At 46.3% G+C, this 23,039-nt stretch carries 21 protein-coding genes; 4 read left to right on the top strand and 17 right to left on the bottom strand.

The window, feature by feature from the left end:
- Window positions 1-16: 16 nt before the first annotated feature.
- From QK890_RS02540 to QK890_RS02550, 3 genes are all read right to left on the bottom strand, one after another.
- Window positions 17-328, bottom strand: coding sequence for a heavy-metal-associated domain-containing protein (locus QK890_RS02540; RefSeq protein WP_005777023.1), 312 nt, complete (start codon window positions 326-328; stop codon window positions 17-19).
- A 50-nt stretch (window positions 329-378) separates the two neighbouring features.
- Window positions 379-2,595, bottom strand: a complete 2,217-nt coding sequence (locus QK890_RS02545; protein ID WP_367627149.1) for a TonB-dependent receptor — start codon at window positions 2,593-2,595, stop codon at window positions 379-381.
- A gap of 180 nt (window positions 2,596-2,775) precedes the next feature.
- Entirely contained in the window at window positions 2,776-3,171 is a 396-nt protein-coding gene (locus QK890_RS02550; RefSeq protein ID WP_080714260.1) for a hypothetical protein, read from the bottom strand.
- 138 nt (window positions 3,172-3,309) lie between these two features.
- Between QK890_RS02550 and QK890_RS02555 the strand changes: the two genes are divergently transcribed.
- The 4 genes from QK890_RS02555 (at window position 3,310) to gcvP (ending at window position 8,429) form a co-directional block, all read left to right on the top strand.
- Complete coding sequence (locus QK890_RS02555) at window positions 3,310-4,164, top strand: RsiV family protein (RefSeq protein ID WP_005777018.1); 855 nt, start codon at window positions 3,310-3,312, stop codon at window positions 4,162-4,164.
- A gap of 94 nt (window positions 4,165-4,258) precedes the next feature.
- On the top strand, window positions 4,259-4,879 hold the full coding sequence (rsmG, locus tag QK890_RS02560; RefSeq protein WP_005777016.1) for a 16S rRNA (guanine(527)-N(7))-methyltransferase RsmG: 621 nt from the start codon (window positions 4,259-4,261) through the stop codon (window positions 4,877-4,879).
- 19 nt (window positions 4,880-4,898) lie between these two features.
- Complete coding sequence (locus QK890_RS02565; protein WP_005777014.1) at window positions 4,899-5,537, top strand: MBL fold metallo-hydrolase; 639 nt, start codon at window positions 4,899-4,901, stop codon at window positions 5,535-5,537.
- A 42-nt stretch (window positions 5,538-5,579) separates the two neighbouring features.
- The gene (gcvP, locus tag QK890_RS02570) at window positions 5,580-8,429 is read left to right on the top strand and encodes an aminomethyl-transferring glycine dehydrogenase (protein ID WP_367627150.1); all 2,850 of its coding nucleotides are present in this window, start codon (window positions 5,580-5,582) and stop codon (window positions 8,427-8,429) included.
- A 115-nt stretch (window positions 8,430-8,544) separates the two neighbouring features.
- On the opposite strand, the gene QK890_RS02575 is transcribed toward gcvP, so the two are convergent.
- From QK890_RS02575 to QK890_RS02640, 14 genes are all read right to left on the bottom strand, one after another.
- Entirely contained in the window at window positions 8,545-9,114 is a 570-nt protein-coding gene (locus tag QK890_RS02575) for a nitroreductase family protein (RefSeq protein ID WP_005777012.1), read from the bottom strand.
- Window positions 9,115-9,141: 27 nt separating this feature from the next.
- Window positions 9,142-10,230, bottom strand: a complete 1,089-nt coding sequence (locus QK890_RS02580; protein ID WP_101603087.1) for an HpaII family restriction endonuclease — start codon at window positions 10,228-10,230, stop codon at window positions 9,142-9,144.
- A 60-nt stretch (window positions 10,231-10,290) separates the two neighbouring features.
- Window positions 10,291-10,908, bottom strand: coding sequence for a YigZ family protein (locus tag QK890_RS02585; protein ID WP_101604309.1), 618 nt, complete (start codon window positions 10,906-10,908; stop codon window positions 10,291-10,293).
- 25 nt (window positions 10,909-10,933) lie between these two features.
- Entirely contained in the window at window positions 10,934-11,335 is a 402-nt protein-coding gene (locus tag QK890_RS02590) for an FKBP-type peptidyl-prolyl cis-trans isomerase (protein ID WP_367627151.1), read from the bottom strand.
- Window positions 11,336-11,473: 138 nt separating this feature from the next.
- Complete coding sequence (locus QK890_RS02595) at window positions 11,474-12,721, bottom strand: DUF1015 domain-containing protein (protein ID WP_367627152.1); 1,248 nt, start codon at window positions 12,719-12,721, stop codon at window positions 11,474-11,476.
- Between the two features lie 11 nt (window positions 12,722-12,732).
- Window positions 12,733-13,653: an NAD(P)-dependent oxidoreductase gene (locus tag QK890_RS02600; protein WP_367627153.1), complete on the bottom strand. Its 921-nt coding sequence runs from the start codon at window positions 13,651-13,653 to the stop codon at window positions 12,733-12,735.
- A gap of 93 nt (window positions 13,654-13,746) precedes the next feature.
- Entirely contained in the window at window positions 13,747-14,814 is a 1,068-nt protein-coding gene (serC, locus tag QK890_RS02605; RefSeq protein WP_005776999.1) for a 3-phosphoserine/phosphohydroxythreonine transaminase, read from the bottom strand.
- Window positions 14,815-15,512: 698 nt separating this feature from the next.
- Window positions 15,513-16,832: a DEAD/DEAH box helicase gene (locus QK890_RS02610; protein ID WP_005805377.1), complete on the bottom strand. Its 1,320-nt coding sequence runs from the start codon at window positions 16,830-16,832 to the stop codon at window positions 15,513-15,515.
- Window positions 16,833-16,926: 94 nt separating this feature from the next.
- Window positions 16,927-18,198 (bottom strand): NADH:ubiquinone reductase (Na(+)-transporting) subunit F, encoded by a 1,272-nt coding sequence (nqrF, locus tag QK890_RS02615; protein WP_032540623.1) that lies wholly within the window; start codon window positions 18,196-18,198, stop codon window positions 16,927-16,929.
- Window positions 18,199-18,220: 22 nt separating this feature from the next.
- On the bottom strand, window positions 18,221-18,847 hold the full coding sequence (nqrE, locus tag QK890_RS02620; protein ID WP_005776993.1) for an NADH:ubiquinone reductase (Na(+)-transporting) subunit E: 627 nt from the start codon (window positions 18,845-18,847) through the stop codon (window positions 18,221-18,223).
- Between the two features lie 28 nt (window positions 18,848-18,875).
- Window positions 18,876-19,508 carry an NADH:ubiquinone reductase (Na(+)-transporting) subunit D gene (locus QK890_RS02625; protein ID WP_005805372.1) on the bottom strand — a complete coding sequence of 211 codons (633 nt, stop codon included), beginning with the start codon at window positions 19,506-19,508 and terminating at the stop codon, window positions 18,876-18,878.
- Window positions 19,509-19,524: 16 nt separating this feature from the next.
- A complete protein-coding gene (locus QK890_RS02630) occupies window positions 19,525-20,202 on the bottom strand; it encodes a Na(+)-translocating NADH-quinone reductase subunit C (protein WP_005805370.1) in 678 nt (225 codons plus the stop codon).
- A 14-nt stretch (window positions 20,203-20,216) separates the two neighbouring features.
- On the bottom strand, window positions 20,217-21,395 hold the full coding sequence (locus tag QK890_RS02635) for an NADH:ubiquinone reductase (Na(+)-transporting) subunit B (protein ID WP_367627154.1): 1,179 nt from the start codon (window positions 21,393-21,395) through the stop codon (window positions 20,217-20,219).
- 33 nt (window positions 21,396-21,428) lie between these two features.
- Window positions 21,429-22,781: a Na(+)-translocating NADH-quinone reductase subunit A gene (locus QK890_RS02640; RefSeq protein ID WP_032540621.1), complete on the bottom strand. Its 1,353-nt coding sequence runs from the start codon at window positions 22,779-22,781 to the stop codon at window positions 21,429-21,431.
- Between the last annotated feature and the right edge of the window lie 258 nt (window positions 22,782-23,039).

Raw genomic sequence — 23,039 nt, forward strand, 5'->3', positions numbered from 1 at the left:
AGGTAAAGAACAATGTTCACTTCTTGTCCGTTTCCTTTGCTTCCTTTATGACTACAGCTTCGTATTTAAATTTCCGAAAGCCTTCTTTCAGTTTTTCAACATTCGTCTTTTCCGCATCGTAAGTGATGGTGACGGTTTGAGTTTTCAAATCAGTCTTAAAGTTTTTAAGTCCTTTTTCGAACTTGATATTGTTCTTCACCTTTCGTTCGCAGTTGGCGCACTCCATCTGTGCCACTTTGAAAACAACGGTACGAAAGTCTTTTGCCGCAACGGCAGTCACCGAAAGTAAAGCCACCACCAGTGTGGCAATCATTTTTTTAGTCTTCATGAATGTAAGTATTAGTAATCAATAATTTTAGTCGTTCGTTTTACTCTCTTTCAATCTCGTGCCAGGTTAAACCTCACTCCGATGTATCCCTTTGCTCCATGTACCGGTCCCCATATCATAGTCGAGTCAAAATGGTCTCCCCAAGGATTGGCTGCATCGATAATCGGATTCTTTTGTTTGAAATTTGTCAGGTTCTCACCTCCAATGTATACCGACCAGCGTCGGAAATAGCGCGTCACCTGTGCACTAAGCTGACTAAAGCCTTTATAACGGGCATCCCACGAAGGAGTGCCGTCAGCAAGTGTATACGGATCGGGCATACGTCCTCCTCCATTCATCTGCCAGGTGGCATCAAACTGCCACAAGCCCAGCGGAGTCTGATAAGAAGCGGTTACAAGTCCTTTGTATTTCCCGGTCAGCGGCTTCTCCATCAACCGGTGATTGTAAGTCGTCTTGGCGTCTGTCCAACGATAGGCAGCTGTCAGCGAAAAACCCTGAAAGAACGGATAGGTAGCCTCCACCTGAAACACTTGTGAATACGACCGTCCGTCGAGATTGTAGAATGTCACCTCATGGGGATTCGTATCCATATCGACAACGACCTGTTTCAGGAAGTCAGTGTAATAGTATTCCAGATTCAGGTTCAGCGTTTTCCCGAAAAGCGGAATGTAACCCGATATACTTGCGCCATAGTTCCACGCTTCTTCCTGGTCGAGGTGACCGGCAATACTTACCTTCCGGCTACTTGCCATCAGATAATTGTTTTCGGCAAGCACGTGATTCGTACGATACCCTTTTCCGGCAGAAAGACGGAAATGAACAAAATCATTGGGGTTGTATTTAATGTGGGCACGTGGAGTCACGAAAAAGCCGTACTCACTGCTATGGTCGCCACGAAGTCCGGCCATCACCACCAGTTTATTCTCCAGATTAAAAGTGTACTGCGCATAAGCTCCTCCTACCGATTCGCGTGCAAAAGCCTTCGTCAACGGAGTGTCAGCATTGTTAGTCAAACGGTAATGCTGGTCATATCCGTCATAATTATAACTGAATCCCGCCGAAAGACTGTGTTGCTTTGTAAATTCGGTTTCAAACATCAGCGAAGCATAAGCGTTGGACTGGTCAACATCATAAATCTTCCGTCCATAAAGCGCATCCTGGTTGTGCAGCGTCCCGGACAGAATCAGCGCAAGATTCGTATTCTTCTCCTTATTAAATATATAGGCATTCTTGGCAAAAGCCTCGTAACGGCGGGTTTCAATATCGATAGCATAGCGATCGGCTGCCGGCACGCCGCTATGACTCACCTGACCGCCTTTTCTGCTTTCGTCCAGCGCTTTGATGCCTGCCTGAAACACATAGTGGTCACCCATATAGGCCCAACGGTTCCAAAAATTATACTGCTCTATCCGGGGAATATCGGCAAAGCCGTCATCGTTGCCGTCATGTGCTTTCGTTTCATTTTCGTAATGTGCCAGCAACGAAGTACTCCATCGTTTGGAAAGTTTCACCGTGGCATCCGCATTCGCCTCATAACGATTGGTGGTACTGGCAAAAAGATTGGCCGAAACCCAATCCGCCTCAGGCAGTTGCGGCTTCTTAAATTCAACATTGATCTGTCCGGTAAGGGCTTCATAACCATTCTTCACGGACGAAATCCCCTTGGATACTTGTATGCTGTGCATCCAGGGACCGGGAACATAACCCAATCCGTAAGGAGAAGCAGCACCGCGATAGTTCGGAATATTCTCGGTCAGCATCTGCACATAAGTTCCCGATAGTCCGAGCAACTTGATCTGCTTCGCTCCGGTAGCAGCATCCGAATAGCTGACGTCCACTGAAGGATTGGTGACAAAACTCTCGCCAAGATTGCAACATGCTGCACGACAGAGCTCGTCACTGGTAATGATCTCTTCGTTCATCACGCTGTTGCGCAGCTTCAATGTGCTCAACTTACGACTGACAATATTCACTTCACTCAGTTCCATCCCCTCGCGAAGTACTACGTCCAGAACGGCGTTCTTGTCTTTCACTTGTATGGTATCGTTTTCGTAACCTACAAAACTTACAATGAGATGACTGCCCCTGTCGGGTTTGGATATGGAAAAAGTACCGTCCTCACGAGTAGCTACCCCACCGGGAATATTCTTCCAGAAAACGTTGGCACCGATAATCGGTTCGCCGGCCTGATCTTTCACCGTACCGCTCACTTGCGCTTGTACAGTCAGACTGCCGAGAAGCAGTCCGGTCAATAATATATATTTCATTAAATAACTTCGTTTGTCTTTTTTATTTGGTTTATATTCAATAAGAAATAAGTAGGATTCACCACAGATTACACAGAAGAACACAAGTTGTCCCGCTTCAATAATTAACGGTATTACCCCTTAAATAGTGAAAGCCTGTGCAATCTGTGATGCAATCCAAACAGTAAAATATTGAAGAAACTAAATAAGCAAAGTAGAATAAAGAGCTAAATAATGCCGGGAACTGGTTTTAGGTGGCGGTACCACATAAGGAGCTTCCAACACCCCGTCACGGAAAAGCGCACACAGCAGTTCCGATACCTGGTTGCAAAGGAATACGCTGACAGGAGCAGGGACAGAAGATTCGAACGCCTGCTTCACCAGGTCAAGTTTATAGATAGTCGCCGTACATCCCTCACCCCGGCACGATTTATGGAATTCAAAATCGAACTTATCACAGAAGCCGCATTTGTCGGCACAACAGCAATTTGCCGTCTCACAACCACTGCAACAATATTGAACGACAGAGACTCCCGCCCCTACATACACTATAAGGAGGGAAAGAATAACAGCGAGTATATAGCGGAATCTCTTCATAACGGTTGCAAAGATAAGCAGATTTAACCAGCTCTCCTCATTCTTTTTTCTTTTTTTATGCTGCCGATTCACTAATATGAACTATATTTGTCGATAGTGAACGATTATATAAATGTTGAATTTAAAGAAGAACCCCTTATGAAAAAACAATATGTCAGTCTGCTTGCGATAATACTTGCTACAAGTGGCTTTTTATTTTCTTGTGGTGACAAGATGAATAAGAATACCGGTGCGCTGGAATTCGACAGCATACAAGTGAACGAAACGGCACATCTCTTCGGAGATACGGCAAAGCCGGCATGTAACCTGACCATCAATTTCACGTATCCGGTGAAGTCATCGGACAACAAATTGAAGGATAGCCTGAACAGCTACTTTATAGCTGCCTGCTTCGGAGAAGGATATATCGGTGAAAAACCGGCAAAGGTGGTAAAGGAATATACTGAACATTACGTAAAGGAATATCGCACAGACCTTGAACCCATGTATGCCGAAGACGAAAAGAACAAAGAAAGCGAAGGGTCCATCGGCGCATGGTATTCGTATTATAAAGGAATAGAGAGCCACGTGCAACTCTATTATAAGAACCTGTTGGTTTATCGCATCAACTACAATGAATATACCGGAGGCGCGCATGGCATTTACATGACAACCTTCCTCAATATGGATCTGATAAACCTGCGTCCACTGAAGCTGGATGACATTTTCACAGGTGATTATAAGGAAGCACTGACCGACCTGTTATGGAACCAGCTGATGGCAGACAAAAAAGTAACGACCCATGAAGCACTTGAAGATATGGGCTACGGTTCTACCGGAGATATCGCCCCGACAGAAAACTTCTACCTCGACAAAGACGGCATTACCTTCTATTATAATGTATACGACATCACTCCGTATGCCATGGGACCGGTAGAAATTAAGATTCCATACGAGATGATGGAGCACATGCTGGGCAGCAACCCGATCATCGGAGAGATGAAAGCTCAATAGATTAACCCTTTTTATTAAAATACAGATATATTACAACCTTATGGATACAACAGAACAAACTTCCTCCCTCCCCTCTACCGGAGGGGAAACCGGAGTGGAGCTTCTTCTTAAATACTTTCCTGACTTGACGGAAGAGCAACGCAAACAATTCGCAGCTCTTTACGAACTTTACATTGACTGGAATTCTAAAATCAACGTAATCTCGCGCAAAGACATCGAAAACTTGTACGAACATCATGTGCTCCATTCACTGGGAATTGCCCGTGTCATTCGTTTCCGTCCGGGTAGCAAAGTTATGGATCTTGGCACCGGAGGCGGATTCCCCGGTATCCCGCTGGCTATTCTTTTTCCGGATACAAAGTTTCACTTGGTGGACAGCATTGGAAAGAAAGTACGTGTAGCAACCGAAGTGGCCAATGCCATCGGTCTAAAGAACGTCACTTTCCGTCATGCCAGAGCCGAGGAGGAAAAACAAACATTCGACTTTGTCGTAAGCCGTGCCGTGATGCCCCTGGCCGATTTGATAAAGATAATCCGGAAGAACATTTCGTCCAAACAGCAGAATGCCCTCCCCAACGGGTTAATCTGCCTGAAAGGCGGCGAGTTGGAACATGAAGCAATGCCGTTCAAGCACAAGACAACCATGCATAGCCTGAGTGAGGATTTCGACGAAGAGTTTTTCCAGACCAAGAAAGTGGTATATGTAACGATTTAAACGATCAAACAACATAGTCATGAAAATAAAGAGATTTGAGTTCAATATGTTTCCCGTAAACTGCTATGTGTTATGGGATGAAACGAACGAGGCAGTCGTGATAGACCCAGGCTGCTTTTATGACGAAGAGAAACAAGCTTTAAAGAACTTCATCGTCACCAACCATCTGAACGTAAAACATCTGCTGAACACTCACTTACATCTGGATCACATCTTCGGTAATCCATTCATGCTCCGTGAGTTCGGACTATCTGCCGAAGCAAACCAGGCGGACGAGTACTGGATAGACGAAGCTCCCAAGCAGAGCCGCATGTTTGGTTTTCAGCTGAACGAGGCACCTGTGCCATTGGGAAAATACCTGCATGACGGGGATATCATAACTTTTGGAAATACAACGCTGGAGGCAATCCATGTACCCGGACACTCTCCCGGAAGTCTTGTATATTATTGCCAGGCAGAAAACTGCATGTTTTCAGGAGATGTATTGTTTCAGGGAAGCATCGGCCGGGCAGACCTGACCGGAGGCAACTTTGATGAACTGAAAGAGCATATTTGTAGCCGACTGTTCGTGCTGCCCAACGAAACAATCGTTTATCCGGGGCACGGCGCACCGACTACCATTGGGATAGAGAAGGCGGAAAATCCGTTCTTCAGGTAAGAGAATATCAACAAACCTTATTATAAATAAATCATTAATAACATGAAAACCGATTTATTAGCCTGCCGTCACATCGGCGTCAACAAAGCGGATGCCGAAGTAATGCTCCGGAAAATTGGAGTTGGTTCGCTCGACGAACTGATTGATAAAACCATTCCAGCCAATATCCGGCTCAAAGCACCTCTGGCACTGCCTGCGCCGATGACCGAATATGAATTTGCCCGCCACATTGCCGAGTTGGCAAGCAAAAACAAGTTGTTCACGACCTATATCGGCATGGGGTGGTACAACACAATCACTCCGGCAGTCATCCAACGCAACGTCTTCGAAAACCCCGTCTGGTATACTTCCTATACTCCTTACCAGACAGAAGTTTCGCAAGGCAGACTGGAAGCTTTAATGAATTTCCAAACCTCCGTATGCGACTTGACTGCCATGCCATTGGCCAACTGCTCTCTGCTTGATGAAGCAACCGCCGCTGCCGAAGCTGTGACAATGATGTACGCTCTGCGTTCACGCAACCAGCAAAAATCCGGAGCCAATGTGGTATTTATCGACGAGAACATCTTCCCACAAACCCTGGCTGTCATCACTACCCGAGCCATCCCGCAAGGAATTGAAATCCGTACCGGAAAGTTCCATGAACTTGAATTTACAGACGATCTCTTTGCCTGCGTCTTACAGTATCCCAATGCGAATGGTAATGCGGAAGATTACCGTGAGTTTACGGAAAAAGCACATGCAGCCAACTGCAAAGTGGCTGTAGCCGCCGACATCCTGAGCCTCGCCCTGCTTACACCTCCGGGAGAATGGGGGGCAGACATCGTATTCGGCACTACACAGCGTTTGGGTACTCCGATGTTCTACGGTGGTCCCTCGGCTGGCTATTTCGCTACCCGCGACGAATACAAACGTAACATGCCGGGACGTATCATCGGATGGTCAAAAGACAAGTATGGCAAACTCTGTTACCGCATGGCACTCCAGACGCGCGAACAGCATATCAAACGGGAAAAGGCGACCTCAAATATTTGTACCGCACAGGCATTACTGGCTACGATGGCCGGATTCTATACCGTCTATCATGGACAGGAAGGTATCCGTAACATTGCTTCACGCATCCATAGCATCGCTGTTTTCCTTGAAAAAAATATCGGGAAACTGGGATATAAGCAGGTAAACAAACAATACTTTGATACCCTCCGTTTTATCTTGCCCGATAGCATCTCAGCACAGCAAATCCGAACCATCGCTTTAAGCAAAGAGGTGAATCTGCGTTACTTTGATAATGGCGATGTAGGTTTGAGCATTGACGAAACGACCGATATAGCAGCCGTTAACATCCTGTTGTCTATCTTTGCTATTGCTGCCGGAAAAGACTTCCAGAAAGTGGATGACGTACCCGAAACAAGTACCATCAGCAAAGAACTGAAACGCCAGAGCCCCTATCTGACACACGAAGTATTCTCTAAATATCACACGGAAACGGAAATGATGCGCTACATCAAGCGCCTTGACCGCAAAGATATTTCACTGGCACAGTCAATGATTTCACTTGGCTCCTGCACCATGAAGTTGAATGCAGCTGCCGAAATGCTACCGTTGAGTTGTTCCGAGTTCATGTGCATGCATCCGCTTGTTCCGGAAGACCAGGCTGCCGGTTACCGCGAACTGATCCACAACCTGAGCGAAGAGTTGAAGGTTATCACTGGGTTTGCCGGAGTGAGCCTGCAACCCAATTCCGGTGCTGCCGGTGAATACGCCGGACTACGCACCATCCGCGCTTATCTTGAAAGCATCGGACAAGGACACCGGAACAAAGTATTAATCCCTGCATCTGCCCACGGGACCAATCCGGCATCTGCCATACAAGCAGGCTTCACTACCGTGACTTGTGCTTGCGATGAACACGGAAACGTAGACATGGACGATCTCCGCGCCAAAGCTGAAGAAAACAAGGAGGATCTGGCTGCGTTAATGATCACCTATCCCTCCACACATGGTATCTTCGAAACGGAAATTGTCGAAATCTGCCAGATCATTCACGATTGCGGAGCACAGGTATATATGGATGGCGCCAACATGAATGCTCAGGTAGGATTAACGAATCCGGGATTTATCGGTGCAGATGTTTGCCATCTGAATCTGCACAAAACATTTGCTTCTCCTCACGGTGGCGGCGGTCCCGGTGTAGGCCCGATCTGTGTAGCCGAACATCTGGTACCATTCCTTCCGGGACACGGACTGTTCGGAAACTCACAGAACGAGGTTTCTGCCGCTCCATTTGGCAGTGCAGGCATTCTGCCCATCACTTACGGCTATATCCGCATGATGGGAACCGAAGGACTGACAATGGCAACCAAAATAGCAATCCTGAATGCCAACTATCTGGCAGCCTGTCTGAAAGATACATATGGCATCGTATACCGGGGATCCAACGGCTTTGTGGGACACGAAATGATCCTGGAATGTCGGAAAGTATATGAAGAGACAGGTATCAGTGAAAATGATATTGCCAAACGTCTGATGGATTATGGCTATCATGCTCCTACCCTCTCCTTCCCGGTTCACGGCACACTGATGATTGAACCGACTGAAAGTGAGAGCCTCGCCGAATTGGATAACTTCATCCATACGATGTTGACCATCTGGAATGAAATTCAGGAAGTGAAGAACGGTGAAGCCGATAAGGGGGACAATGTGCTTATAAATGCTCCACACCCCGAGTATGAAGTAGTAAGCGACCGGTGGGAACACTGCTATACGCGTGAAAAAGCTGCATACCCGATAGAAAGTGTACGTGAAAATAAGTTTTGGGTGAATGTAGCCCGTGTCGATAATACATTAGGCGACCGCAAACTATTGCCGACATGCTATGGCTGTTTCGACTGAAATTAATTTGATTCACCACAGAGTTCACAGAGTATCACAGAGTTTATCTCTTGTAATTTCTACTCCGTGATACCCTGTGTTACTCTGTGGTGAATTTAAACTTGAATCCGATACTCTATTCCACAATGGTTATTGTACCTTCTTTCACCGTTTTTTCCTTCAACGATACACCTTCTGCCTGATATCCCAAAGCTACGCAACCGTAAACTTTATGGTTCTCGGGTACTCCAAGAGAGGTAAGATACGCCCGGACTTCCGGATCATCGCAAGTCGTCCCGAGTTGATTGATCCAGCAAGAACCGATGCCCAAAGAACGGGCTGCCAAAAACATATTCTCAATGGCACAGGCACAGTCCATCCCGGCCCACCACTGGGTAGGGTCATTAGAAACAATGACCAAACTCGGAGCATGATAATAACAACAATAAGTCTCACTATGTCCACGCTCCTGAAGACGCTTATCGTCACTTTTAGCAAATGCTTCCTTGATACGATTGTTCAATTCTTCAAGTTTAGCCGCATTACGGACTGCCGTAAAATGCCACGTTTCATAATGCATGCCGCTCGGTGCATAGGTAGCTGCCTCCAGTATGGCATTCAAGTCTTCCGACGGTACCTGCTTTTTATCATAGACACGCACACTGCGGCGTGCCTTAATCGTTTCTAAAACTTCATTGGTTTTCATCATGAATATCTATTAATATTGTATTCCTTATCTTTTAATTAAACCAATCTTGGCATTCAGTTTGAAATAGTATACACCATTCTCCCTTTCAAGGAATCCATACTTATCTTTATCAACCGATCCTTTTTCAAGACGTGAATTCAGATAAAGGAAGTCTTCAAACGTTTTCTTTTCCGACTTATGATAGCACAACACCTCGCCACTGCCATCAACCAATAATATACCTTCAACAGCCGAGTCCGTCCCGTTGTATATCTTTGCCGGGCGCATACCCAAAGCGAGCGCCAATAAGAATTGCTTCATTTTAAATTCATAAAAACCATGCTTGCTGATCAACTCTTCTTTTATCTTGAGAGGATTTACGGTCTTCATCAGTTCGGTCAGTTCACTGATACGTGTGATGCCGTCCAGATGCATCGTACGCACCATCTCCGCCAACACACGAGGAAAATGCAAGTCAATCATCAGCAAGTTACAGCGAAACACACGGTCTGCCACATCCGAGTATTTCAACACGCCTCCCAGACGTTCGATCATCATCATGCGCTCGGCAACCTCCGTAGGCGATTCGGGAAGGGCATTAATTTTATTTACGGTAGGTGCAGCAAACTTTACACCGGATTGCTCCAATTTCAGGTTTGCAGCACGTCCCCCATCCAGCAACGGATTCATTGCACTCAGACGCGAACGGACATTGAAACCGGCTAACGGAGCTTCGGGATGCCAAAAGGCGATTGAGAAATCGGTACGATCTTCCGTCCGTGCTTCAAGATCAAAGATTCCGGCTTCGTCCAAAAACTCCTCCACCCCATCGGGAGAAGTGACTTCATCGGTAGACGAACCTTTTATCGCATTCAGAATCAGGTCAGCCACCGTTGCAAAATCTTCGCGGGGCAAGCTTTTTCCGACTCTCTCACCTTCCATCCGGATATCTTCTCCTTCGATATAATAACACCGGGTGCCATCATGCTCCTCACGCTGAATCATCGCAATGGGCCAGCACTTTTCATCTTCTTTCTTTGCTTGTGGAGTTCCGAGAGAAACTTTTCCGTCTGCCAGCAGACGAAAAAAAACATATAGCTCACTCCACTCTCTTTTTGTTGCTTCAAATGCCATTCTATCTATCTTTTTATTATGTGTGGGAAGAAAACCTCCCCCCTGTCTTATTTCTTTCTCTTATTCATTTCCTTCTTCTCCATCTAAAATACGTGCAGTCTCCACTTTTTCCAACCGAGACCTTAAGCGAGGCATCGCCGACTGTCGGATGCGAAGTGTCATGCTGCAATCCATATCATACGACTGGGAGAGAATTTCCGGTTCCTCCTCTTTCACAATCCGCATCACATCGTTCATAAACGGATATTCAAAAAGCACGGTTACTTCTTCATCCACCGTTTTCTCTACAACAGTGGCAGCGGCAATAGCCTCGGCGGCGGCGGCTTTATAAGCCACAATCAATCCACTGGTTCCCAACTTGATTCCCCCGAAATAACGAACCACGATAATCAGAATATCCGTCAGTTCGTTGGAATTAATTTGTCCCAGAATCGGTTTGCCGGCCGTACCGGAAGGTTCTCCGTTGTCGTTTGCACGAAAGTTTTTACGTTCGTGCCCCAACATATAGGCATAACAGACGTGACGGGCATCGTAATATTTCTTCTGATACGTCTCCAGGTGATTCTTAATCTCTTCCAATGTACGCACCGGAAGAGCGATGGCAATGAACTTACTACGCTTCTCGGTATAGGTACCTTCTGAAACTTCAGTGATGGTTTTGTATGTATCTTCTGACATGATATCCGGAATCATTTTTAGTGGTTCAGGCTATACCTAAAAACTGTACTTCAAAAACCAGGGTCGAAAAAGCCGGAATAGGACCACTGGTACGTGTCCCATACCCCATGGTATACGGGATGTAAATTATCCAACGATCTCCCACCCGCATTTTCTGCAAAGCGATCTGCCATCCCTCGATGACCTCACTCAAACGGAAAGCTTCAGGACAGTTCCGTTTCCAGGAATTATCAAATTCCCGTCCATTGATCAGTGTCCCCCTGTAATGGACAGACACCACACTGCCGGGCCGGGGAGTAGCGGTACCACTACCTTCCTCCAAAACCTTATATAATATGCCACAAGGCAATTCGTATACATCCGCTTCGGCACGTAATGCCTGCATGAATTGCTCGTTCTGCAACTTGTATTCTTCTTTTCGTCCCATAGATCTATTCAGATAATAATTACTTCGGTCACAAAGATACGGAAAAACGTACATATTTGGATAGCCCGGAATGCAAAACGAGGATGTTCCTCTGTTTTAGAGTAACATCCTCGTTCTTTTTCTACATCGATACGCTCTTTATTCCAACTCGTGTATCACCAGTCCGGAACGCAGTTTCGGCTCGAACCAAGTGGTTTTCGGAGGCATAATGTTTCCCGTATCGGCAATATCCATCAGTTGCTTCATTGAAACGGGATAAAGGGCCAGTGCCACTTTCATCTCTCCGCTATCCACCCGTCTGCTCAGCTCACCCAAGCCACGGATACCTCCCACAAAATCGATCCGTTTGTCCGAACGCAAATCTTTGATACCCAGAATTTCATCCAGAATCAGATTGGAAGAGATCGTCACGTCCAATACCCCAATGGGATCATTGTCGTCATAAGTTCCCGGTTTGGCTGTCAGGCTATACCATTTACCTTCCAGATAAAGGGCAAAATTATGCAATGCAGCGGGTTTATAAATCTCTTTCCCCTTCTCCTCTACCACAAAATTCTTTTCAAGAGCAGTCAGGAATTCGGCAGGTGTCAGACCATTGAGATCTTTCACCACCCGGTTGTAATCAATAATAGTCAACTGGTTCGCCGGAAAACATACAGCCATGAAGTAATTATATTCTTCGTCTCCGCGATGATCGGGATTCTGTTTCGCCTTCTCGGCTCCAACCAGAGCGGCAGCGGCCGAACGATGGTGTCCGTCGGCAATATAAAGTGCCGGCATAGCAGCAAACTCTTTTGTGATCACAGCAATGTCATCGTTATCATCAATCACCCAGAAAGTATGCCCGAATCCGTCACCGGGAGCAATAAAGTCGTATATCGGTTTTTGAGCCGTATACTTCCGGATGATAGTGTCGAGCACTGCATTGTCGGGATAAGCAAAGAATACCGGTTCGATATTGGCATTGTTCACACGAACATGCTTCATACGGTCTTCTTCCTTATCACGCCGGGTCAGCTCATGCTTTTTGATAACGCCGTTCATGTAATCGGGCACATAAGCACCTACCACCAGTCCGTACTGCGTCTTGCCGTTCATGGTCTGGGCATAGATGTAATAATTCTCTTTGTCATCCTGCACCAACCACCCTTTATCGCGAAACAGACGGAAGTTTTCTGCCGCCTTGGTATAGACTTTCTCGTCGTGTTCGTCTGTTCCGACCGGAAAATCTATTTCAGGTTTAATGATATGATACAGTGATTTCTCGTTTCCGGCAGCTTCTGCACGAGCCTCTTCTGAGTTCAACACATCATACGGACGTGATGCGACCTGTTCTACCAAGTCCTGTGGAGGGCGGATGCCTTTAAATGGTTTTATTGTTGCCATAAAACTGGGGATTATTTGTTCACTCTAAATTTTTCGCAACCCTCTTTCAGGAAGCCTACAATCTGTTTCGCCGCAGCAATACCTGCATTGATATTTGCCTCGGCAGTCTGAGCACCCATCTTCTTCGGTGTTGAGAAATAACGTCCGGCAAAGAGTTCGGTAAACTTCGCATTGGCAGCAGGCATAATATCGGTGATGTATTTAAAGTCCGGACGTTCTTCCATCAGCTGAATCAGTTCGTCCTCATTGATCACCTCTTTACGGGCCGTATTGACCAAAATAGCTCCTTTCGGCATATTCTTCAGTAAATCACAGTTAATGGAATTCTTTGTTTCGGCTGTAGCCGGAATATGCAGTGAGACGATATTACAAATTTTGTAAAGTTCTTCGGCCGAGTCGACGGCTTTCACTCCATCTTTTTCAATCACATCTTTCGGGCAGAAAGCATCGTAAGCGTAAAGCTCCATGCCGAATCCTTTGGCAATACGTGCCACATTGCGTCCCACATTGCCATAAGCGTGGATACCCAGTTTCTTTCCCATCAGTTCCGTACCCGACGTTCCATTATAGAAATTGCGGACGGCATAAACGAGCAGCCCGAACACCAATTCGGCCACGGCATTCGAATTCTGCCCCGGAGTATTCATTACGCACACACCGTGTTCGGTAGCGGCGTTTAAGTCCACATTGTCATATCCGGCACCTGCACGGACTACTATTTTCAATTCCTTCGCAGCCTCAAGCACTTCCGCATCGATGATATCACTGCGAATGATAATGGCATTCGCATCTTTCACCGCGTCAAGTAATTGAGCCTTATCTGTATATTTCTCAAGCAGAGCCAATTCGAATCCAGCTCCTTCTATTTCTTTCTTTATACCATCTACGGCAATTTTGGCAAATGGTTTTTCGGTTGCAACAAGTACTTTCATTTCCTTTGTTATGTTTTGGGGATAATTCACCACAGAGGGACACAGATTTGTCTTTCTTCTTCAATTATGGCACTCTGTGGTGAAATCACATTATTAATGAAGTTTCTCAAATTCCTGCATGCAGTCAATCAGCGCTTGTACACTTTCCTTCGGCATCGCATTATAACAAGATGCACGGAAACCACCTACAGAACGGTGTCCTTTAATGCCGGACATACCTTTGTCCGTAGCGAATTTCAGGAAATCGGCTTCAAGGTCTTTGTATTCCGGTGCCATTACGAAACAGATATTCATGCGTGAGCGGTCCTCTTTAGCAGCCGTTCCCACGAACATCTTGTTGCGGTCTATCTCGGCATACAGCATATCTGCCTTTTCGGTAGCCCGGCGATCCATCTCTTTCACGCCACCCTGAGCTTTGATCCAGCGCAAAGTCTGCATCGCAGAATATATAGGCAATACGGGAGGTGTATTAAACATAGATCCGCCGTCAATATGGGTTTTGTAATTCAACATACTCGGGATGTAACGTGACACTTTGCCCACTGCATCGTCCTTTACGATAACAAAAGTGACACCGGACGGAGCCAGATTCTTCTGTGCACCACCATAGATACAGATGTACTTCGAAACATCTACCGGACGAGAGAAAATATCAGATGACATATCGGCAACCATCGGAATCGGTGAATCGAGATCTCCCTTCAACTCTGTACCATAAATCGTGTTGTTGGTTGTCACATGGAAATAGTCTGCATCAGCAGGTATGGTAAAGTCTTTAGGGATAAACGTATAGTTTGCGTCAGCCGAAGAAGCTACCTCAACCACTTCGCCAAACCCTTTCGCTTCTTTCATCGCTTTCTTCGCCCAAACACCGGTGTTCAGGTAAGCAGCTTTCTTTTCAAGGAAGTTGTAAGGTACCATACAGAACTGCATACTGGCACCACCGCCCAAAAAAAGTACCGAATACCCTTCGGGAATATTAAGTATTTCCTTAAACAAAGCTACGGCTTCGTCCATGACTGCCTGAAAATCTTTGCCTCGGTGGCTGACTTCCAAAACAGAAAGACCTGAACCGTTGAAATCGAGAATAGCTTTCGCTGTTTCTTCTATTACTTCGCGAGGGAGAATGGAAGGGCCTGCACTGAAATTATGCTTTTTCATTTGATGAGTGTTTTTGGTTATACAATTTCGTTATTTTATGTCTACTGACATGGCGAATTTACGAATTTATTTCCTCTCAACAAACGTTTCTCTATAAAATTACAATCTCAGAGGGCATTTATCTTACTTTTTAATGGTTTATGCAGGAATTATACACCATTTTGTTATCTATACATGCCAAGATGGTAGAAAAAAGTTCAAACTGATATTATTACAAGGCTATCTATTTTGAAATGAAAGAGAGAGTGACTAAAAAGTGAATATTTATAAGAAGAAGAGGCAAAGACCGTAAAGAACCGGGGGCGGACAACCGGAGCGCCGGGGTACAATGTTCGGAGCGCCGGGATGTAGGGAAGGAAGAGCCGGAATCCGAAAAACTGTTTCACCACAGATTTCACAGATTAACACAGATTGATGATTTATCTTATCAGCAATAAAACTAAAAGTAATCGGTGTAATCTGCGGTGAATATTTCTTGCGATCTCACCACTGAATTCACGGATTAACACGGATTGATGATTTACCTTATCAGTAATAAAACTAAAAGTAATCGGTGTAATCTGCGGTGAATGCTTCTTGCGATCTCACCACTGAATTCACGGATTGACACAGATTGATGATTTACCTTATCAGCAATAAAACTAAAAGTAATCGGTGAAATCGGTGGTGCCGTGCCCCCTCTATCAAATAAATCCGTTTTAATCCGCCTCTTCAATCACCGTCTTCATCCCTTTGATCTTCTCACCGCGTATAAGCGTCAGCAATTGCTTGACCTTAGACCGCCGCACGGCTACAAAAGCATAATGGTCCTTCACATCGATTGCTCCAACATCTTCACGCGCCAGATTTCCTTTCTTATAGAGGAATCCGGCAATATCGATCTTACTCAATTTGTCCTTCTTCCCTTTACCTATATAAATAGTTATCCACTGAGGTTTAGACGGACGGGGCGCGTTCTCCGGTAAGTCAAAGATATCGAGTTCCGAAGGTATATAATCCGGCACGCGTTCCTCCGGATTCAATATCAGATAAGAAGTACCCGTCGCATCCCAGCGGGCAGTACGTCCGTTACGATGAGTAAAAGCTTCTTCATTCACCGGGATATGATAATGAATGATATGCTCCACCTCCGGGATATCAAGTCCGCGGGCAGCCAGGTCTGTAGACACCAGCACCGGACAACTGCCATTACGGAACTTATACAGTGCCCGTTCCCGATCCGGTTGCTCCATACCTCCATGAAAGCGTTCATTGGAAACTCCTTTTTCCGTTAGTAAGGCACTCACACGGTCCACCGCATCCCTGTGGTTACAGAAAACAATACTCGAACTGCTTCCCAACGTACAAAGCAACTTATAGAGGGTTTCTATCTTATCTTTAGCAGGCGAAACCACCTTCATCAACCGCAAACGTGATTCCTCCACATCGTTTGTCAGGAAATCAAGCTTTATCGTACGGTTCAGTCCTGTAAATTGCGGAATCTCTTCCGCATCTGTTGCCGAAGTCAGAAAACGTCGTTTCAAGTCGGGCAACTGTCCGATAACCGTTGCCATCTCTTCCTGAAAACCAAACTCCAGGCATTTATCAAATTCATCGATCACCAACAGGCTCACTGTGCTTGCATCGAAGTTCTGCTTGGAGAGATGGTCGTTCATACGGCCGGGCGTACCGATGATAACCGCCGGCTGCATTCCTTTCATCGTCCGATGCTCTTCCATTGCCGGACGTCCGCCATAACAACTCATTGCCTTGAACTCTGTTCCCATCGCCTTGAACACCTGCTCTATCTGCAACGCCAACTCGCGCGAAGGCACCAGCACGACAGCTTGTACTCCTTTCACATCAGCCCTCAGACTACCGACCAACGGTAACAAGAAAGCAAGGGTCTTGCCCGAACCTGTGGGCGAAAGCAATATCAGGTCTTCGCCACCTTTATTAAATGCCTCAATAGATGCTTCCTGCATCGGATTGAGCTGTTCTATTTTCAACCTATCGAGTATCTCCTTCAATCCATTCATTGTTTCTTCCACATTTTTTAATGATGACACAAAGATAAAAAAAAACTGCTTCCGGACAGCCGAAAGCAGTTTCTTTATTATAATTCCCGAAGGATTATCCACCGAAGTTATCAAACATCAGGTTCTTAGCCGGAACACCAAGATCGTCGAGCATCTTCTCGACAGCCTTACTCATCGGGCCAGGACCACACATGTAATATTCAATGTCTTCCGGAGCTTCATGGTTCTTCAAGTAAGTTTCGTAAATCACGTTGTGTACGAAACCTGCTGTATACTTCACGCCGGCTGCGTCTGCTGCAGGGTCCGGACGGTCGAGTGCCAAGTGGAACTTGAAGTTCGGGAAATCTTTTTCAATCTGCAGGAAGTCTTCCAGATAGAACACCTCGTTCAGTGCACGGGCACCGTAGAAGTAGTTCATCGTACGGTCAGTGATATGCAGTGTCTTCGTCAGGTGCATAATCTGAGCACGCAACGGAGCCATACCTGCACCACCACCAATCCACATCATTTCGTTCTTCGAGTCGAGGATCGGGTGGAAGTCACCGTAAGGGCCACTCATGGTCACCTTGTCACCCGGCTTCAGCGTAAAGATGTAAGAAGAAGCGATACCCGGCATCACATCCATAAAGCCCGGTCCCTGGTCTTTCGGTTTGAAAGGAGGAGTAGCGATACGTACAGTCAGCATGATGCGGTCACCTTCAGCCGGATAGTTGGCCATAGAGTAAGCACGGATAGTCGGCTCGTCATTGCGACACTTCAAGCCCAGCAGACCGAATTTCTCCCATGCCGGAAGATATTCGTCACCGATCAGGCTCTTATCGATATCCTTATCATAATCCATTGAGAAGGCAGGAATCTTGATCTGAGCATACGAACCCGGCACGAAGTCCATGTGTTCGCCCGGAGGCAGAGCCACGATAAACTCTTTGATAAACGTAGCCACGTTCTTGTTCGAGATCACCTCGCACTCCCACTCTTTCACACCCAGGATAGACTCGTCGATCTTGATAGACATATCCTGTTTCACCTTTACCTGGCAACCGAGGCGCCAGTGATCGGCCTGTTCTTTACGAGAGAAGAAACCGGTTTCGGTAGGCAAAATCTCGCCACCGCCTTCGAGCACCTGGCAACGGCACTGTCCGCACGAACCCTTACCACCACAAGCCGATGAAAGGAACACATTGTTGGCAGACAACGTACCCAGCAGTGTACCACCCTGAGATGTTTTCAGTTGTTGCTCTCCATTCATCGTAATCGTAACCTCGCCCGAAGGAGAAAGATAGCTCTTCGCAACGAGCAGTATAATGACAAGCAGGATGATCACCACAAGGAAGACTCCGATACTTGCTAATATTAAAGACGTCATTGTTTTATTCTTTTTACTTTAGTTATAACTTCAATCCAGAGAAACACATAAAGGCCATAGCCATCAGTCCTACTGTGATAAACGTAATGCCCAGACCTTTCAGCGGAGCGGGAACATCAGAGTAGGCCATCTTTTCGCGGATAGCAGCCAGACCGACGATAGCCAGTAACCAACCGATACCGGAACCGAGCGCGTATACCACAGCACTACCTACACCGGTGATGGCCTGCGGATTCGATGGATCCATCGTGATTCTCTGCTGCATGAACAGTGAAGCACCCATGATGGCACAGTTAACGGCGATCAGCGGCAGGAAGATACCCAATGAAGCGTAGAGCGAAGGGCTGAATCGTTCCACTACCATTTCTACCAACTGCACGATACCGGCAATAACGGCAATAAAGAGAATAAAACTCAGGAAGCTGAGGTCAACACCTTCAATGATAGCATTGGCAGCCAGCACCTTTGTCTGAAGCAAGTAGTTGACCGGCAACGTAACGATCAAAACAAAAGTTACGGCGATACCCAGTCCTACAGCAGTTTTCACATTCTTCGACACAGCCAGATATGAACACATACCCAGGAAGAAGGCGAATATCATGTTGTCCACAAAGATGGAGCGGACGAATAAACTTAATAATTGTTCCATAATTTTTCTTTTACTTTCTTAGGTTGTATTACTTTTCCTGGAGTTCTTTGCAACGGCTGCGCTGATACCAGATGATACAAGCACAGATGATCAGTGCCATCGGCGGCATCAACATCAAACCATTGTTGATATAGCCCATCTTGTAGAATGCCTCAGGGATAATACGGAAGTTGAGCAACGTGCCCGATCCGAGCAATTCGCGGAAGAAAGCCACGATAATCAGAATCTTGGCATATCCCAGACCATTACCCACACCGTCGAGGAATGACTCCCACGGGCCGTTTGCCATGGCAAATGCTTCCAGACGTCCCATCAGGATACAGTTTGTAATGATCAGACCTACATATACCGAAAGCTGTACGCTTACGTCGTATGCAAATGCCTTCAGCACCTCACTTACTATAGTTACCAACGCAGCTACTACCACCAACTGTACGATGATACGGATACGGTTAGGAATCGTCTTACGCAGCAAAGAGATAACGACGTTTGCAAAGGCCGTAATCACAGTTACCGAAAGACCCATCACGATAGCCGGTTCCAGTTTGGCCGTTACAGCCAGCGCCGAACAGATACCGAGCACCTGCACGGTTACCGGGTTATTCAATCCCAGCGGAGTAGCGAATACTTCTTTATTCTTTTTAGAAAATAATTGGCTCATATTCTATCGTTCCTCCTTAATTATTAGTTAAAAATTTATCGTACTGGCTCAGACAAGCTTTGATCATGGCGTCCACACCTTTCGAAGTGATTGTACCACCCGAAATACCGTCCACCTGATAAGCAGGGTCTGTCACCTTTCCGTTTTTCTCTACAGCCAGTGCAACCTGTCCGTCTTTCAACACCTTCTTGCCCGAGAATTCACCCTGGAAAGCGGTTGTCGCAATTTCGGCACCCAATCCCGGAGTTTCGCTGGCATGCGAGAAATAAACACCATAAACAGTGTCCTTATCAGCATTTAAAGCCACATATCCCCAGATAGCGCCCCAAAGGCCGGCGCCATAAACCGGTACCACATACTTGGTCTCTCCGTCTACCTCACATACGAAAACGTGCAAACGATTGTTCTCCTTTGCTTCTTTTTCGTAGCTGATAGAGAAACCATCCGTATTTTCTGTCAGAGTGCCATCTACGTTCATCAGCATGTCACCCTTTACATATTTATTATATTCAGCATCGGCGTCTTTCACATCTCTGATGTTCAAAGCAGCCAGAATTTGCTTCTTCGTATCCAGCTCCTGATTCTTGTTCTGAATCGCTTTCAGTGAAGAGCTGACGAATGCGAGCAGGAATGCCACGATAACAACCATTACCGAAGCATAAATGATAGTATAAGAATTACTATTTGTATTCATCTTTCTTGTTCGGTTTAATTGTTAGACTTAATAGCGCGTTTTTCACGCAGTTTGATGTTGCTCTGAACCACACAGTAGTCAATCAGCGGAGCGAAGATGTTCATCAGCAGGATAGCGAGCATCATACCTTCGGGATAACCGGGGTTCAGCACACGAATGATGATGGCCATCGCACCGATCAGGAATCCGAAGATATACTTACCGGTCTCCGTACGTGCAGAAGTCACAGGGTCGGTAGCCATAAATACGGCACCGAAGCAGAAACCACCCAGCACGAGGTGTTCGTACCAAGGCATGTGAGCCATGGCAGTGTCCGGACCTACAGCATTGAAAATCCAGCCCATAAAAGCACCACCTACGAATACGGAAAGCATCGTTTTCCAGCTTGCGATACCTGTCCACAACAGGATAGCAGCACCAATCAGAATAGCAATCACACTGGTTTCACCGATAGAACCCGGAATCAGACCGGTCACCATGTCCCAGGAGAAAGCCGGGAACCCGTTCGGATCGGTAGCAGTAGATGCTACACCCAACGAAGTGGCCGCTGTCAGTCCATCTACCGTATTACCCAGTCCGAAGATACTGTCTTGCGCCACCCAAACGGTGTCACCCGACATCTTGGTAGGATATGCGAAGAATAGGAAAGCACGGGTAACGAGCGCAACATTGAACACGTTCATACCTGTACCGCCGAATACTTCTTTAGCGAAGATAACAGCAAATGCAGTAGCTACCGCCAGAATCCACAACGGACAGTCCACCGGTACGATCATCGGAATCAGGATACCCGAAACGAGGAAACCTTCCTGAATTTCTTCTTTCTTCCACTGTGCTACGACAAACTCGATGCCCAGACCCACTACATAAGATACGATAATCTTAGGCAGTATGGCCAGGAAACCGTAAATGAACATTTCGATGAAACCACCCTGAGCTCCGGTGTGAGTGAAATGCTGGTAACCTACGTTGTACATACCGAACAGTAAAGCCGGTATCAACGAAATAACCACAATCGACATGATACGTTTGCTATCAATCGAGTCGTGGATGTGCGCTCCCGATTTCGAAGTGGTGTTTGGCACGAACAAGAATGTTTCGAAACCGTCGAACACCGAACGAAACGCGTGGAGTTTGCCGCCCTCTTCAAAGTTCGGCTTTATCTTATCGAGATAATTTCTTAACGCTTTCATTAATTATGAATTATATAAATTATGTGTTATGAATTACATCATTTCAGCACGAAGCATATCGAGTCCGGCACGAACGATGCGTTGCAATTCCAGTTTCGAAGAGTCGACAAACTCACACAAAGCAAAGTCTTCGGGCGCTACTTCGTAGATACCCAGAGCTTCCATGCGGTCGATGTCTCCGGCAATGATTGCTTTAATCAGGAATTCAGGCAGAATGTCCATCGGGAACACCTTGTCGTATTCGCCGGACATGATCATATGGCGTTCGCCTCCCTTGATACGGGCATCCAGCACATACTCTTTCTTATTCCCCATCAACCAGCTGAAATACGAACGGTTCACGCTGAACTGATTGAAACGCGGCATGATCCATCCCAATATCTCGTGGATGTCGTCGCCTTCGGGAATCACGGTCAACTGACTGTCGAAAGCACCGAGGAATCCGTTTGGTTTCACCTGCTTGCCTGTCAGCACATTACCGCTGATGTAACGCAACTCCTTACCTTTTGTCACGTTTCCGGCAAACACATTGGTCAACAATGCACCTACTTTCAGTTTGCAATAAGCCGGTTTCAGGACTTCAGAGCCTGTAACGGCTACAGTGCGTGTCAGATCCACCCGTCCGGAATTGAACAGACGTCCGATGAAGATCACAGCTTCTGCGCCGATGGTCCACACGGTTTCACCTTTCACCACAGGAGCTACATGATTGATTTGCACCCCTACATTTCCGGCAGGGTTCGGTCCGTCAAATACGGTTACCGTGACATTTTTAGCCTGTGTCAAGGCTGTCGTTTTTTGTTTGCTGCTAATACCGAGATACGTCTTGGCGATCTTAGCCAGGGCATCCAGTCCAGTCTGGAAATTAGCTTCTTCCCCTTTCAGAGCGAACTCAAAATCGGGTGCCAGCGGGTTGCTGTCGAAAGCAGAAATGAAAATAGCCCGCGGAGCGACTGTCGGATCGGCAATCACGTCATACGGACGCTGTCTCATAAATGCAAACATACCAGCTTCCAAGAGTGCAGCTTTCACAGCCTCACCGTCGAGTTTGGATACGTCCTTCTTGCCGAATTCTTCGTAATCCTGCTCAGCAGCGGCTTCAACCACGATGTTCAGCACCTTACGGCGTGCACCGCGCTCCACGCTTGTTACAACGCCGCTAACGGGCGAAACAAATTTAACTTCAGGATGGTTCTTGTCGATAAACAAGGGTCCCCCGGCCATCACATATTCCTGTTCTTTCACCACCACCTTCGGAGTCACTCCTGGGAAATCATCGGGTACGAGTGCGTAGAATCCCGGTTCTTTCACCGTTGAGAGCTCTTCAGCAGCTTTTCCTTTCAGGTTGATGTCAAGGCCTTTACGTAACTTTATTACATTTGCCATGTGATTATATAAAATAATGGTTTCATAATTTGCCCGCAAAAGTAATAAATAATAATGTGAATAAAGAGGAAATGTGAAAGGAATTAAGGAGATATTTCTTTAATTAGCATCGTTAACGATCACAAAGATACTAAAAAGGCTAAAATTATCACTGATGAACGGTCAACAAAGAACGAGGAACAGGCTATGCTGAATGAATTATTGACGGCGAACAGGGGATGCCGGAAAGTATAAATTATGGGGGGACATAGCCATCCG

It is taken from the genome of Bacteroides sp. NGMCC 1.200775, assembly GCF_040798045.1.
GTDB lineage: Bacteria > Bacteroidota > Bacteroidia > Bacteroidales > Bacteroidaceae > Bacteroides > Bacteroides hominis.